15 protein-coding genes and 1 pseudogene are annotated in these 14,483 nt (G+C 71.3%); 10 read left to right on the forward strand and 6 right to left on the reverse strand.

Features of this window, described 5'->3' with window-relative positions:
- Window positions 1–85: 85 nt before the first annotated feature.
- Both QQK49_RS20020 and QQK49_RS20025 read left to right on the forward strand, forming a co-directional pair.
- Window positions 86–769, forward strand: a complete 684-nt coding sequence (locus QQK49_RS20020; protein WP_284305959.1) for a sigma factor-like helix-turn-helix DNA-binding protein — start codon at window positions 86–88, stop codon at window positions 767–769.
- 75 nt (window positions 770–844) lie between these two features.
- Entirely contained in the window at window positions 845–1,081 is a 237-nt protein-coding gene (locus QQK49_RS20025; RefSeq protein ID WP_284305520.1) for a DUF1059 domain-containing protein, read from the forward strand.
- A 26-nt stretch (window positions 1,082–1,107) separates the two neighbouring features.
- On the opposite strand, the gene QQK49_RS20030 is transcribed toward QQK49_RS20025, so the two are convergent.
- Window positions 1,108–2,217, reverse strand: a complete 1,110-nt coding sequence (locus QQK49_RS20030; RefSeq protein ID WP_284305521.1) for a PLP-dependent cysteine synthase family protein — start codon at window positions 2,215–2,217, stop codon at window positions 1,108–1,110.
- A gap of 169 nt (window positions 2,218–2,386) precedes the next feature.
- Here QQK49_RS20030 and QQK49_RS20035 point away from each other — a divergent pair, with 169 nt between their 5' ends.
- A complete protein-coding gene (locus tag QQK49_RS20035; RefSeq protein ID WP_284305522.1) occupies window positions 2,387–3,220 on the forward strand; it encodes an MOSC domain-containing protein in 834 nt (277 codons plus the stop codon).
- 215 nt (window positions 3,221–3,435) lie between these two features.
- Here the strand turns inward: QQK49_RS20035 and QQK49_RS20040 are convergent, their stop codons facing one another.
- The gene (locus tag QQK49_RS20040; protein WP_284305523.1) at window positions 3,436–5,691 is read right to left on the reverse strand and encodes an MMPL family transporter; all 2,256 of its coding nucleotides are present in this window, start codon (window positions 5,689–5,691) and stop codon (window positions 3,436–3,438) included.
- 154 nt (window positions 5,692–5,845) lie between these two features.
- On the opposite strand from QQK49_RS20040, the gene QQK49_RS20045 reads away from it, so the two are divergent.
- The 5 genes from QQK49_RS20045 to QQK49_RS20065 all read left to right on the forward strand — a co-directional run bounded on the left by QQK49_RS20045 (window position 5,846) and on the right by QQK49_RS20065 (window position 10,295).
- On the forward strand, window positions 5,846–6,421 hold the full coding sequence (locus QQK49_RS20045; protein ID WP_284305524.1) for a hypothetical protein: 576 nt from the start codon (window positions 5,846–5,848) through the stop codon (window positions 6,419–6,421).
- 118 nt (window positions 6,422–6,539) lie between these two features.
- On the forward strand, window positions 6,540–7,475 hold the full coding sequence (locus QQK49_RS20050) for a CPBP family intramembrane glutamic endopeptidase (protein WP_284305525.1): 936 nt from the start codon (window positions 6,540–6,542) through the stop codon (window positions 7,473–7,475).
- Window positions 7,476–7,582: 107 nt separating this feature from the next.
- Window positions 7,583–8,884, forward strand: coding sequence for a saccharopine dehydrogenase family protein (locus QQK49_RS20055; RefSeq protein WP_284305526.1), 1,302 nt, complete (start codon window positions 7,583–7,585; stop codon window positions 8,882–8,884).
- A 360-nt stretch (window positions 8,885–9,244) separates the two neighbouring features.
- Window positions 9,245–9,940: a lytic transglycosylase gene (locus QQK49_RS20060; RefSeq protein ID WP_284305528.1), complete on the forward strand. Its 696-nt coding sequence runs from the start codon at window positions 9,245–9,247 to the stop codon at window positions 9,938–9,940.
- 97 nt (window positions 9,941–10,037) lie between these two features.
- Window positions 10,038–10,295, forward strand: coding sequence for a hypothetical protein (locus QQK49_RS20065; protein WP_284305529.1), 258 nt, complete (start codon window positions 10,038–10,040; stop codon window positions 10,293–10,295).
- A gap of 20 nt (window positions 10,296–10,315) precedes the next feature.
- Here QQK49_RS20065 and QQK49_RS20070 read toward each other — a convergent pair whose 3' ends face one another.
- The 4 genes and pseudogenes from QQK49_RS20070 to QQK49_RS20085 all read right to left on the reverse strand — a co-directional run bounded on the left by QQK49_RS20070 (window position 10,316) and on the right by QQK49_RS20085 (window position 13,429).
- Entirely contained in the window at window positions 10,316–10,810 is a 495-nt protein-coding gene (locus tag QQK49_RS20070; protein ID WP_284305530.1) for a methylated-DNA--[protein]-cysteine S-methyltransferase, read from the reverse strand.
- Window positions 10,807–11,688 carry a DNA-3-methyladenine glycosylase family protein gene (locus QQK49_RS20075; RefSeq protein ID WP_284305531.1) on the reverse strand — a complete coding sequence of 294 codons (882 nt, stop codon included), beginning with the start codon at window positions 11,686–11,688 and terminating at the stop codon, window positions 10,807–10,809. Before QQK49_RS20075 ends, QQK49_RS20070 begins: the two co-directional genes overlap by 4 nt.
- A 134-nt stretch (window positions 11,689–11,822) precedes the next feature.
- Window positions 11,823–12,374, reverse strand: a pseudogene (locus QQK49_RS20080) (bifunctional transcriptional activator/DNA repair enzyme AdaA); the annotation flags it as partial.
- A gap of 23 nt (window positions 12,375–12,397) precedes the next feature.
- Window positions 12,398–13,429 carry an ArsO family NAD(P)H-dependent flavin-containing monooxygenase gene (locus tag QQK49_RS20085; RefSeq protein ID WP_284305532.1) on the reverse strand — a complete coding sequence of 344 codons (1,032 nt, stop codon included), beginning with the start codon at window positions 13,427–13,429 and terminating at the stop codon, window positions 12,398–12,400.
- 82 nt (window positions 13,430–13,511) lie between these two features.
- On the opposite strand from QQK49_RS20085, the gene QQK49_RS20090 reads away from it, so the two are divergent.
- Window positions 13,512–13,907 (forward strand): DUF2237 family protein, encoded by a 396-nt coding sequence (locus tag QQK49_RS20090; protein WP_284305533.1) that lies wholly within the window; start codon window positions 13,512–13,514, stop codon window positions 13,905–13,907.
- Window positions 13,907–14,455, forward strand: coding sequence for a DUF2505 domain-containing protein (locus QQK49_RS20095; protein WP_284305534.1), 549 nt, complete (start codon window positions 13,907–13,909; stop codon window positions 14,453–14,455). Before QQK49_RS20090 ends, QQK49_RS20095 begins: the two co-directional genes overlap by 1 nt.
- Window positions 14,456–14,483 lie beyond the last annotated feature (28 nt).

The raw sequence follows: 14,483 nt of genomic DNA on the forward strand, positions 1-14,483 counted from the left end.
TCAATAGAACTAGTAGCCGGGAATAGGCGGCGGTCTCGGCGTCACGGGTCCTCGGAGGAGATCGAGAACGTGGTGGTTGACGACGGTGACCGTGCGCCTGTGCCTGGATCGGCTGCGCCGGCGGGTGCCCACGCCCGAGGCCGACATCGAACTCCCGGATACCGCACCGGATCCCGCCGACGAGATGGAGTCGGCGGAGACCCTCGGCGTCGCCCTGCAGGCGGTCATCGATCGGCTCGGCCCGCGGGAGCGGGTCGCGTTCGTGTTGCACGACAGCTTCGGATTCGAGTTCGCCACGATCGCCGAGGTGCTCGACACCACCCCGCCGGCGGCCCGCACGCTCGCCTCGCGCGCCCGCGCCAAGGTCCGGCGACCGGCAGTTGAGGACGGGCCCGCCGACTGGGAGGTCGTCGACGCCTTCCTCGCGGCGGCCCGGCACGGCGAGTTCGAGCGGCTGCTCGAATTGCTGGCGCCCGACGCGGCGGTCGGAGCGGATCGGGCTGCGGTGCTGGTCGGTACCCCGCATCGCATCGACGGCCGTGAACAGGTGGCCACCTTCTTCAACGGCGCTGCGGCCTCCGCCCTGCCGGTCTTCGTCGGGGATCGACCCGGGGCGGCGTGGTTCGACCGCGGAACCCCGCGGGTGGCCTTCGATTTCGTCGTGTCTGGCGGCGTCGTGCACCGCATCGACTTCCGGGCGGAGCCGGCGCTGCTGGGCAGGCTGGTCCGCCGGGCGGGGGATCGGCGTCGCGAAGTCGGCCGCCGGTGACACATTCATCGCGCCTGCCGCGTCATAAGGTCAGCGGGTCATCCTGGCCCGGAATCGAGCGAGACGGAGAGACAGATGAAGGCCATGACCTGTCGCCAACTGGGCGGACCGTGTGACCTGCAGCTACGAGGCGAGAACGCCGACGAGGTCATCCAGGCCCAGGACCGTCATCTCAAGGAGGCCGTCGCCGCGGGCGATGTCACCCATGAGCAGGCCCGCGAAGAGATGAAGGGACGCTGGAAGCGCCCCAAGAAGTCCCTCGACTGGTACTTCGGCGCCAAGAAGGCGTTCGCCGCGCTCCCCGAGGACTGACCGACGCCGCGTGATCGGCGACCGGGTCACCGGGTGGGCAACACGGACTCGAGTTCGCGCTGCCACTCGGCGATCTCCCACCCCTTCCCCATCACCCAGTCGTCGTCGAAGTAGGTGTGGGCGTAGCGGTCGCCGGAGTCGCACAGGAGCGTGACGATCGAGCCGCGCTCACCTGCGGCGCGCATCTCCGAGACGAGGGCGGCGACGCCGACGATGTTGGTGCCGGTCGAGGCGCCGACCCGGCGACCGAGACGATCGCTGAGGAACCTGGCGCCGGCCACCGAGGCCGCGTCGGGGACCCGCATCATCCGGTCGACGGCGTGACGGATGAAGCTCGGCTCGACGCGCGGCCGGCCGATGCCCTCGATGGCCGAACTCCCCTCGCAGGTGATGCCGGCGTCGTTCGCGACCCAGCCGTCGAAGAACGCCGAGTTCTCCACGTCGACGACACACAGCCGCGTGTCGAGGCGGTGATAGCGCAGGTACCGGCCGATCGTCGCGCTCGTGCCGCCGGTGCCGGCGCCGACGACGACCCAGGACGGGTCGGGGTGCCGCTCCTCGCCGAGCTGGTCGATGATCGACTCCGCGATGTTGTTGTGCCCGCGCCAGTCGGTGGCGCGCTCGGCGTAGGTGAACTGGTCGAGGAAGTGACCGCCGTGCTCGGCGGCGAGCCGGTGGGACTCGGCGCACATCTGATCGGCCCGGTCGACGAAGTGGCACCGGCCGCCCTCGGCCTCGATGAGCCGGATCTTCTCCGGGCTGGTCGAGCGCGGCACGACCGCGACGAACGGCAGGTCGAGCATCCGCGCGAAGTGGGCCTCGCTCACCGCCGTCGACCCCGAGGAGGCCTCCACCACCAGCGTGCCCGGCCCGAGCCACCCGTTGACCAGGGCGTAGGTGAACAGCGAGCGCGCGAGCCGGTGCTTGAGGCTGCCGGTCGGGTGGGTCGACTCGTCCTTGAGGTAGAGGTCGATGCCCCAGGTCTCGGGCAGCTCCAGTCGCCACAGGTGGGTGTCGGCGGATCGTCGCGCGTCGGCGTCCAGCCGCCGCACGCGCTCGGCTACCCAGGCGCGCTGCTCGGCGTCGAACCGGTTCACATCGGCGAGCCCGGACAGCAGTGTCGTCGTCTCCGTCATCGATGACCTCCCTCGAGTCGTCTCCATTGTCATGCGCCCGGTGTTGGCGTCGCCGGGGAATCGGGATGTGCCGCGATGCCGAACGTCGCCCCGAGGCGGCGGGCGGTGCCTCGGCGGGCGCGGTGCGGGCTGTGCGAGCCTGGGCGCACACGAGACCTCGGGGGTGGCGATGAAGGTGGCATCGATCCGGGTGCACCCGGTCAAGAGCACGGCGATACGTCGGGTGGAGACGGCGGAGGTCGGATTCGCCGGACTGCGCGGGGACCGCGAGTGGATGGTCGTCGACGCGACCGGCGAGATGGTCTCCGCGCGCGTCCTGCCCGAGTTGTTCACCATCACCGCGAGCACGAGGAGCACGGGCGGGACGACCGCCGACCTGCGCCTGGAGGCCCCGGACATGCCCGCGATCGAACTGGCCCACCCGGTCGACGGAGCCGAGGACGTGCGGCTCTTCGGCAAGAAGCACCTCCTCGCCCGGCCGGTCGGCGCAGAGGCGGACACCTGGATCCGGGCCGCCCTCGGGCGGGAGGACCTGTCCCTCGTGTGGTGCGACGACCCCACGCGACGGCGACTCACCCTGGGACGCGAGGGGGATCACGCCGCGTTCCAGGACGGCTACCCCGTCACGGTGCTCTCCTCGGAATCCGTGGCGCAGGTGAACGAGTGGATCTGCGAAGCCGCCCTCGAGCGTGGCGAACCGGTCCCGGAGCCGATCACCGCCGACCGGTTCCGCCCCAACCTGCTCGTCGACGGCGTCCACGCCCCGTTCGCCGAGGACGCCTGGGAGCGGATCCGCATCGGCGAGGCGATCCTGCGCAAGGCCAAGCTCGTCGACCGGTGCGTCATGACGACGATCGACCCCACGGATCTCTCCCGCGGCAAGGACCCCATCCGCACCCTTGCTCGGCATCGCCGGTGGGACGGTGCGACCTGGCTCGCGGTCCACTTCATCCCCGAGACGCCCGGCGCGGTCCGGATCGGTGACCCCATCACCCTGATGTAGGCCTGCCCGGTTCGCCGGTCGAGCGGTCACGGTGATCGAAGAACGACACGAACAACATCGAGGCCAGTGCGATTTCTGTCGCCGCAGGTCAGCGGCCTGACCCGGCCGGCAAGCCCCGGTCCATGTCGTCCGTGTTGTTCTTCGATCACCAAGACGCTGAGGCGGGCCGCGTCCGAGGGCTCGATCAGAGGGGACTCGGCCCCGGCGCGCAGGGCTCAGACCGACGCGGGAGTGGGGGCGTCGATGCTGCGATCCGGCACGGCCCGCAGACTCTTGCGTGGCCAGGCACTCTTCTGCCCGACGAGCGTGAGCAGGGCCGGCACCATGAACGTGCGCACCACGAACACGTCGAGCAGGATGCCGACGGCCATCGTGAAGGCGAGCTCCCGGAACGCGCTGAGCGGAACCGTCGCGAGCATGCCGAAACTCACCGCCAGCACCACTCCGGCCGTCGTGATGGCCTTGGAGGACTCCGGCATGGCGATCGCCATGGCCTTCGGCAGCGGATGGTGCCGCGCTTCCTCCCAGGTGCGCCCGACGCCGAAGATGTTGTAGTCCGACCCGAGTGCCACGAGCAGCACGGCCGAGGCGAACGGGACGTAGAACGTGATGCCGTCCTCGCCGAGGAGGTTCGTGAACACGAACGTGGTCAGTCCGAGGGCCGCGGCCACCGACAGCACGTTGCAGGCCAGCAGATACAGCGGAGCGACGACGGCCCTCAGGAACACGATGAGGATCAGCAGGTTGACCGCGAGACCCGCCAGCGCGAGACGGCCGAGGTCGTCCAGGGTTCCGTCGATGATGTCGGCCGCCAGCGCGGTGTCGCCGCCGACGCCGATGTGTTCGACCTGCAACCCCGAGTCGGCCGCGAGATCGGGCAGTGTCTCGCGAAGCCTGGAGAGGGTCTGCACGGCGGTTCCGTCGAGCGGCGCGTCCTTCAGGACGACGAGCATGCGCGCCGTGTCGTGCTCGTCGTTGGTGAAGACGCCGAGGTCGAACTGCGGCATCGACAGGGCCGGTCCGACGACACCGGCGACGCCTGGTTGCTCGGCCACGCGGTCCTGCAGGTCGATGAGGCCGTCGAGGTCGTCGGTGATCCCCGGCCCGTGGACGAGGACCGAGGTCGGCGACGTGATCCCCGGCGAGAATCCCTCGGCGGCGGCGACCGCGGCCCGCTTGACGGTGTTGTCGTCGGGCAGGGAACTCGTGAACCCCGCCTTGAGGATCATCCCCGCCATGGGCAGCGCCATGATCGTGAGGACCACAGCACTCACGACGAGCGCCGCCACCGCGGGGGTCTTGCGGGACAGGCCACTGACCATCGCGGCCATCCACCGCGAGGGCTGTGCCATGCTCGCGATACCCGCCCGACGGCGTGGCCAGAACACCCCACGGCCGAGGACGGCGACGATCGCCGGCACCAGGGTGATCGCGACGAACAGACCGACGAGGATCGTGACGGCCATCGCCGGACCGAACGGCCGATAGAAGGCCGACCGGGCCACGACGAGGCTGAGCGTGGCGGCCGCGACGGTGACGCCGGCGGCCACGATGATCGGCGTGTAGGTGGTGACGGCGGAGGTCACGGCGCCCCGCCGGTCCTTCGTGCCACGGCCGAACGCCGTCCCCAGTCCGGTGACGTAGAAGATCGTGTAGTCCGTCACGACCCCGAGCAGCAGCGCCAACAGCACCGGTTGTAGTTCGGCGGGCGCGCTCACGCCCAGCAGGTCGGCCAGCATGGTGACGACCCACATGGTGATGACCAGGGCGATCCCGGAGGCGCCGAGGGCGATGAACGGCACGACGACAGAGCGGAAGGCGGCGGCGACGATGACGAAGATCGCCACCAGGGTCAGCAGTTCGAGGGTGGGCAGGTGCAGCCCGAGGATGTAGGCCTGTTGTGCCCGGGCCGGGATCGACCCGGCGACGCCGATGACGTGGTCCTCCTGCCGCTCCAGGTTCTGCTGGGCGTACACGCGTGATTCGGTGTGCTGGGTCCCGAAGTCGGTTCGCGGGTCCATGAACAGGTAGGTGAGGACGGTCGTGCCGCGTTCGTCCTGGCCCGCGCCGAAGGTGACGGCGTTGGGCATGGGCAGGGCCCCCAGCAGCGGCGGCCGGGGCTCGCGCTGGTTGACCGCGACAGCATCCAGGACCGACTCCGCCTGGACGTACGGCGACAACCCGGTCTCGTCGCGCTGCACCACCACGGTGCGGCTGAACAGCGGGAAGCCGAAGACCTCCATCTCGCGGACCTCGGTCTTGAACGCTTCGCCGTCGGCGGACATCAAGGAGCCGGCACCGCTCGCCCCGGCGACCGCCGGCGGAGGGAAGGAGACGGCGAGGGCCGCCAGCGCGATCCAGAAGGCGATGATCGGCCAGCGCAGGGCGTAGGTGACGCGGGCGTGTGCACGCCACGGGCCTCCGGTCGGTTCCGGTGGGCCTGCCGCCACGTGGGACGTATCGGAGGTCATGGCGGCTCGATCCTCGTCGGGGCGGTCGGTGTCGGACAGGGTCCAGCGTCCCGGATCGGCGCGGGTATGTCGCGTCGGCGCGTTCCACCGGGCCGAAACGGTGACACCCGCCTACGCTTTCGGGGCAGGACCAACCTCGCCGAAGGAGACCGTCATGGCCGATATCGACAGCCCCGAGGAGGGGTCCCCGCACCCGACGGGTTCGTCGGCGGAGTCGCGAGGTCGCAGCTCCGAGGGGTCGTCGGGGGCCTCGGCAGCCGGTGAACGGCCCGGCCGCCGCTCTTGGCTCCTGCCGGTGCTCGCGCTCGTGCTCGGCCTCGCCCTGGGAGCGGGGCTCATGGCTCTGGTGAACGGCGGCGACACCACGCAGTCGCCCATCGCCGAGGACGGCGCGACGCCGACCACCACCACCGCACCGACCACCGACGCGACGACCCCGACGGTCGGTAGCGGTGACGTGGTCATCCCGGCGAGTTGCCTGCAGATCGCGGACGAGTCGCAGACCCTCAACCGCGTCCTCGTGGACGGCGTCCGCGCCGCTCAGGATCTCGACGCCTCGGCGATGAGCCGGATCGTGCGGGAGTTCGGGCGAGTCCAGGGGCAACTGGCCGAGCTGTCCGAGGACTGTCGGGCCGGCGCCGGCCCCGTATCGCCCCCGGTCCGGACGGGTGCTCCCAGCGCCACGTCCCTCTCGCCCGAGACGCCGCCCGCGACGACCCCCGCCGGATGAGCCCGGACCGCAGCGGTGGGGGGACATGACATCCGTCATGCCACAGCCGTGGCGGTGTCATCGCAGGTCATGAGCATGTGTGTGGGTCGCCTCGCCACTCTCGGGTGATGCTGGAGGCATGGAAACGAACGAGACGACCCCGGCACAGGGGCACACGGTGGAGCGGCGCATGGACGGTGACCCGCATCCGGGTCAGTTCTACTCGCACACCCTCCGCACCCCGACGGCGCGCTGGTGGAAGCCGGTCGTCGGGATCATCGGCGGCAGTGTCCTGCTGTTGCTCGCGTCCATCGTGGCGAGCCTGGCCGCCATGGCGATCGACGTGGCCGCGTTCGGACGCCCCTTCTCCGTCGGCGTCCTCACCCCGACGATGTACGCGGCGACGATGCTCTCCCTCATCCTGCTCATCCCCATCACCTGGGTGTTCGTGCGGTTCCTCCACGGTCAGCGGTGGGGCTTCAACGGCTCGATCGAGGGACGACTGCGCACCGGGTGGATGGTGCGGGCCCTGCCGGTTCTGCTCGTCGTGTTCGCGGTCTACATGATCGCGTTCATGCAGCTCACACCCGACATGGGTGAGCGTTCCCCCAACTGGCTCTCGTTCGCGGTGATCGCGTTGCTGCTCATGCCCTTCCAGGCCGCCGCCGAAGAGGTCTTCTTCCGCGGTTACGTGCAGCGCGCCGCGGGTTCGTGGCTCGGTGGCGAGAAGGCGGCCCTCGTCGTCGGCACCCTGATCAGCGCGTCCCTCTTCGCTGCCTTCCACTTCGCGCAGGACCCGTGGCTGGTCTTCTACTACTTCTCCTTCGGCGTGACGCTGTCGATCGCGGCCCGCCTGACTGGTGGCCTCGAGGTGCCGATCCTCCTGCACGCGGTCAACAACGTGGTCTCCGGCGTCCTCGGCGCCTACATGTCGGACATGAACCGCGCGTTCGACCGCAGCGTCGGGGTGGGCGGGCCGTTCATGCTCGTGCAGGTCGTCTTCGTCGCGCTCGTCGTCGCGGTGCTCGTCTGGTGGGCCCGCCGCTCCGGGCTGCGCAGCCAGGTGCCCGCCTGACAGGTGACTCGTGAGTAGGCAGAATGGCCGGTGCCGTCTCGACAGGGGCGGCACCGGCCGTTGTGCTGTGGCCGGCGCCGACCGAGAACCGCGAACAGGGGAGTTCCATGACATCCAACGACACGACGCCCTCCGGCGACCTGAACATCGGTCGTGATCTCGACCTGGTCCTCGTCGGGGCGACCGGGTTCGTCGGCAGGTTGACCGCCGCCCACCTGGCGGAGACGGCGGGCGAGGCCCGGATCGCTCTCGCAGGTCGCGACCTGGGTCGGCTCGAGCAGGCCAGGGCCTCGCTCCCGCCCGCCGCCTCGACCTGGGAACTCGTCGTCGTCGACGTGACCGATGCCGAGCAGGCGGCCGCGCTCGCGCGGCGGACGACGGTCGTGTGCAGCACGGTCGGTCCGTACGAGCAGTACGGCAAGGCCCTCGTGCGGGCGTGCGCCGAGGCCGGCACCCACTACTGCGACCTCACCGGTGAGGTGACGTTCGTCCGCTGGTCGATCGACACGGTCGGCCCGATCGCCGAACGCACCGGGGCGCGCATCGTGCACTCGTGCGGATTCGACTCCGTCCCGTCCGATCTCGGAGTCCTCGAGACGGCGCGAGCCGCGGCCGAGGCGGGCGACGGCACCCTCACCCGCACCGTGACCCACGTCCGCTCGATGCGGGGCGGCATCAGCGGCGGCACCGTCGCCTCGATGCGCGGCCAGGTCGTGCGCGCCGGTGAGGACCCGAGCGTCGGACGACTCCTGCGTGACTCCTACGCGCTGTCCCCCGACCGCGCGGCCGAGCCCGACCGATCAGGGCACGCAGACACCGAGCGTGTCTCCGGGCCGGCGGCACTCGCGCGCAAGGCAGGCGTCGAGTACGACCGCGACTCCGGACGCTGGACCGCCCCGTTCTTCATGGCGTCCTACAACACGCGGGTGGTGCGGTGGAGCAACGCCCGCACCGGGTGGTCCTACGGCCGCGACCTGCAGTACTCCGAGGTCGTCGACACCGGCGAGGGGCCGCTGGGTGCGACCCGCGGCGTCGCCACCTCGGCCGCCGTGACCGGGATCATGGGTGGGATGGGCAAGAAGCCCATCCGTGCGGTGCTGGACCGGGTGCTGCCCTCGCCGGGGGAGGGGCCGAGCGACTCCTCCATGAAGAAGGGCCGCTTCGTCTTCGACATCGAGGCCGACACGACCACCGGTGCCCACTACCGCACCCGCGTGGCCGACGGCCGGGACCCGGGCTACACGAGCACGGCGGTCATGCTCGGCCAGTCCGCGCTCGCGTTGGCGCAGGACGACCTCGCGGCCGTCACCGACGCCGGTGGGGTCATGACCCCGGCGACGGGACTCGGGCGGCTGCTCGTGGATCGGCTACGGCGGCAGGGGTTCACGATCGAGACCGTTCGGCGCTGATGTCTGCTCGGTCCGTGGGCGGGGTGTCCACGGGCCGAGCGCAGCGGAGTCCACGACCCGGGCCGGATGGGGGCCCGGTACGGTGGGTCGGCCGGAGTCGGGGCCGGTGTTTTCGCCCTGTTCGGACGGTTGCCGGTGGTCACCGTGGACGTGGCAACGGGCGGTGCGCCGCGGGACCGCGCGTCAAGGAGGCGTGCCGGGCGCGGGGGATTCCTTGACCGATTCGTTGTAGGGTCGGGCCTCGTTGACCTGCCCGACGATTCGCGGTCCTACCGGACCGCGGGGACGAACCCGGTTCGTCCCCGATGGAAGGCCACCATGTTCGCTGCACTACCCCCTGCCCCTCCCGCTGCCGTCGTCGTGACCGCTCCGAGCGTCGCGGCGAGCGATTCCCACCGCGTCCGTCCGGGCGACACGGTCGGTGGCGTGGCCCTGCGCTACGGCGTCACCCGTGGTGAGCTGCGGGCCGCCAACGACATCGGCGCCGACAACCTCATCCGCATCGGTGAGCGTCTGACGATCCCGACCAAGGGTGCGTCCTCGACGCAGTCCACGAGTTCGGCTGCTGCCCGGCAGAACTCGACGGGTGCCGCCGCACGGTCCGGCCCGGTCCGCGCCGGTGCGTCGATGTCGCTCGGTGCCGAGCGCCTCGCCGCGCGTGACGCGGTCGCCGCCGCGGCCCGCGAACACGGCATCGACGTCGACCTCGCTCTGGCGATCGCCTGGCAGGAGTCGCGCTGGCGCCCGGACGCCGTCTCCCACGCGGGGGCGCGCGGTGTCATGCAGTGCATGCCGGTCACCGGCCGCTGGATGTCGGAGAAGCTGGGCCGTCAGCTCGACCTCGACGACGTACGGGACAACGCGACCTGCGGGGTGATGTTGCTCAAGACGTTGCAGCAGAGCTCCGGCGGCGACGAGGCCACGGTCCTGGGTGCCTACTACCAGGGGATGACGTCGCTGAAGCAGCGCGGCATGTACGGCGAGACCTCCCGGTATGTGGCGCAGGTGCAGTCGCACCGCGACACGATCGCCGCAGGCAACGCCCTCCGAGGCTGACCCCCGACGCCATTCCCCCTGACACAGTAGGTGACGTCGAAACAGGTGCTCACGCGCTGCTGTTTCGCACGTCTTCTGCTGTTCGAGGGGGTACGTCATGCGGACACGGTCCGTGATTCTCATCGTCCTCGGTTGTGTCGTCGCCGGGGTGGCGTTGGCGATGGCGCTGTTCGCCGCCTTCGGGATGTACCAGGCCGCCCAGCCTCCCTGTGGTGATCGGGACTACCCCATCACCTCCTCCGAAGGCGGCGGCGCCTGCGTGCCGCGCGGGCAGCCGCCGCCGTCGGGATGGACGACCTACGAGCCCGGCCATACCCCCACTCGGGTGGACGAATTGGGGCAGAGCGGGAAGTAGCTCCCGGTCGTCGCCCTCGCTCAGGTGCCGTGCGAACTCTCCAGGTCCAGCAGCGTCTTCTTGCGCTCGATCCCGCCCGCGAAGCCGGTGAGGGAACCACTCGCGCCGACCACGCGGTGGCACGGCACGACGACGCAGAGGGGGTTGCGGCCGTTGGCCAGACCGACCGCCCGGGAGGCCTTGGCGTTGCCGACCTCGGTGGCCAGGCGACCGTAGGACCACGTCTGCCCGTAGGGGATCCGGCGCAGCGCCGTCCAGACCAGGCGCTGGAACTCGGTGCCGACGGGGGCGAGCGGCAGGTCGAACTCCGTGCGTTCTCCGGCGAAGTACTCGGCCAGTTGACGTCGGGTCTCTTCGAACGGCGCGGCCGAGTCGTCACGGTCGCCGAACGCCGTCTCGTCGGGGCGGTGCTTCTGGTCGGCCATGTAGCAGCCCACGAGGTGTCCGCCGTCGGAGACGAGGGTCAGCGGTCCGATCGGGCTGTCGACGACGGTGTGGGCGCGGTCGGTGGTCATGATCCGTCCTTCGGCATGCGGGTGATGGGGTGGTCGAGGGTCCCCCAGAGGTGGAGGACCGCGTAGGAGCGCCACGGCCGCCACGAATGGGCGTGGGCGGTGAGTCGGGCCGGAGTGGTCGGCAGGCCGAGGCCGGCGGCAACCTGACGGATGCCGAGGTCACCGGCGAGGAAGACGTCGGGGTCGCCGAGCGCCCGCATCGCGATCGAGTCGACGGTCCACGGGCCGATCCCCGGCATCGACGTGAGGACCGACCGGGCATGCTCGCGGTCGGCTCCGACCCCGAGGTCGAGATCGCCCGCAGCGAGGGCTTCGGCGAGCATGACCAGGGTGCGTCGGCGGGTGCGGGGGAAGGACAGCGTTTCCTGGTCGACCCCGGCCACGGCCTCGGCTGCGGGGAACAGATGGGTCAGGCCACCGACGGGATCGTGCACGGGAGTGCCGAGGGCGCTGACGAGGCGGGCGGCGTGCGTCCGCGCCGCCGCGGTCGAGACCTGTTGTCCCAGGACGACCCGCAGGGCCATCTCCGAGCCGTCGGGGGTACGGGGCATGCGACGGCCGGGGAACGCGACGACGAGCGGTGCCAGGACGGGGTCGGCACCGAGGGTCTGCTCGGCCGCTTCCGGGTCGGCGTCGAGGTCGAGCAGCCGGCGGCATCGGGCGACGGCAGCACCCACGTCACGCACGTCGGTCAGCCGTAGTTCGGCCGCGACGTGACCTTCCTGCGGTCGAAGCGCGACGATGCCGGGCCCGCCCGGCAGGCGGAGCGTGCGGCGATAGGCCCCGCCCCGCCACTCCTCCACCCCGGGCACGCCGGTCTGGACGAGATGACCGAACAGGTCGTCCGGGCGGAACGGACGCCGGAAGGGCAACCGCACGTGCAGACTCCCCGCCGTGACCGATCCGGACGCGCCCGTGCCGGCTGCGTCCGTCCGGGGGTGGCCGAGGCCCGCATTCGCAGGTCGGAGGGGGTGGTGGCGTAGACCTGCCGGACGGTGTCGTTGAAGGCGCGGACGCTGGAGAAGCCGGCGGCGAACGCGGCGTCGGCCAGCGGCATCGACGTGGACTCGACGAGGGTCCGTGCCGTCTGCGCCCGCCGGGCGCGCACGATCGAGAGGGGCCCGGCGCCGAGTTCGGCGCGCATGACCCGCTCCACCTGCCGGACGCTGTACCCGAGCGCCCGGGCCAGGCCGGGGACCCCCTCGCGGTCGACGATCCCGTCGGCGATGAGGCGCATCGCCCGCGCGACGACGTCGGCGCGTGTGTCCCACTCGGGGGAACCCGGGCTCGCGTCGGGACGGCACCTCTTGCACGCGCGGAACCCGGCCAGTTGCGCCGCGGCCGCCGTCGGGTAGAAGTCGACGTTCGCGGCGCGCGGCGTCATGGCCGGGCAGCTCGGTCGGCAGTAGATGCCGGTGGTGAGCACGGCCGTGACGAACCAGCCGTCGAACCGGGTGTCGCGGCCGGCCACGGCCCGCAGCGCGCCCTCGCGGTCGAGGTGGGTGATCGTCATGCCGTTCAGTCTCCGCCCTGATCGTGGCCGTGTCCGGCCGGAATGCGACATGACGGTCCGTCCCGGCGAGGGGACTACGCGTCGAGCCGCTCGACGATGTCACGTACCGCGGCCCGCGCCCACTGACCGACGCCGATCAACGTGGCCGACGCGGCACCGCACCAGTCGCCGTAGCCCAGGACGTAGAGGCCGGGTGAGTCGACCACCCGTGGCCCGTCGGTGGCGAACCGCCCCTGGTGACGCGGGATCTCCAGATCCGCCAGATGGCGCAGGGCAGGGCGGAACCCGGTGCACCAGATCACGTGATCCAGTTCGCGACTCGTCCCGTCGGCCCAGACCGCGCCGGTGCGGGTGAAGTGCTGGGGAACGTCTTCGGGGTCGAGCAACCCGGTGTCGCGGGCCTCGCGCACGGGAGGCACGACGACGATGTCACCCAGCCCGCCGACACCCTGCGCCCCGTCCTCGCCCCGGACCCGGGCGCTCGCCAAGCGGAACAGCTCTCGGCCGTCCACGTCGTCCGGCAGGTATCGAGGTGGGGCCAGGGTGCACCACACGAGCTCGCAGACCGGGGCGAGGTCGGCGGCGATCTGGGCACCGGAGTTCGCGCCGCCGACCACCATGACGCGGCGTCCGGCGTGCTCGTCCGGGCCGTCGTAGACGGCGCTGTGCCACTGCCTGCCGCCGAAGGATTCCCGGCCCGGGAAGGCCGGGACGAACGGCCGCGACCACGTGCCGGTCGCGCTGATCACCGCCGCCGCCTGCCGGGTCCCTCGGTCGGTGTCGACCTCGAAACCCGTCGACGTCCGCCGCACCGCCTCCACCCGCACCGGCCGCTCCACGGGGATCTCGTACCGTCGCTCGTACTCGGTCAGGTAGGCCATGACGTGCGCCGCGTCGGGGTTGCCGTCCTTGCTCGGCGGCATCCGCCACCCGGGCAGAGAGGAGTACTCCGCCGGGGAGAACAGTCGCAGCGACGGCCAGGTGTGGCGCCAGGCACCCCCGGGGGCGTCCTGATCGTCGAGGACGGTGTAGGACAACCCGGCCCGGCGGAGGAAGTACGCCGCGGCGAGTGCGGCCTGCCCACCCCCGATGACGATGACGTCCACGGGCCCATCCTGGCAGCCCCGAACGGCACTCGGGACCCGGGATGTCCGGTCCGCACCGGGCCGGACCCGGTACGGTCGTCGTATGGCCGAGGAGGAGCGCAACGTCTACGGGGGTCGACTGCAGGAATGCGGAACCGACCCCGTCACCGGCTTCTATCGCGACGGCTGCTGCTATACCGGACCCGAGGACCTCGGCAGCCACACCATCTGCGCGGTGATGACGGACGAGTTCCTCGCCCACCAGCAGTCCGTCGGCAACGACCTGATCACCCCGCGCCCGCAGTGGCAGTTCCCGGGACTCGTCGCCGGCGACCGGTGGTGTGTGGTCGCGGCGAGGTGGCTGCAGGCCCATCAGGACGGGCACGCCGCGCCCGTGGTGCTGGCCTCGACCCATGAACGGGCGCTGGAGATCGTGCCGATGGATGTCCTGCGACCGTACGCTGTCGACGTGCCCGACGACCCCGGATCGCTGCTCTGATGACCCTGCGAAGCCTGACCTGCCGCATGACCTCGACCCCTGACGAGTTGTGGGCGCGGCTGCGGGACCCCGCGATGAGTGAGCGGCGCGCGGCTCTGGGTGGCGAGTCCTCCACCGTCACCGTGCACGACGAGGACGGGGCCGGTCGCCTGCGCGTGGGCATCGACACCGCCGTCCCCGAGAGCTGGATGCCCGCGGTCGTCCGCGGGCGGTTGCGCGGCAGATCAGGATTCGGGCTCCCCACCGTGCGTCGTGTCGAGACCTGGGAGCGGGTCGGCACCGATCTCGACACGGATCGTGCCGGCGACCGGCAGGGCGGTGCGACGGGCATGGACGACATCGACGGGTGGATGTCGCTGGACATCCACGGTGCGCCCGGTGACGCGTCGTGCGAGATGCACATCGCCGGGGCAGGAGAGGGCAGCGTCGTGCGCTACGAGTTGTCGCTGACCGTGAACGTCCCCGTCGTCGGCCGCGCCATCGAGTCGGCAGTGCTCTCGCGCATCGAGGACGTGCTCGAGCGTGAACTCGAGATCCTCGACGGCTGACACCGACTCGCCGCACGGAGCTGCCACC

Source organism: Mobilicoccus caccae, assembly GCF_030161635.1.
GTDB lineage: Bacteria > Actinomycetota > Actinomycetes > Actinomycetales > Dermatophilaceae > Mobilicoccus > Mobilicoccus caccae.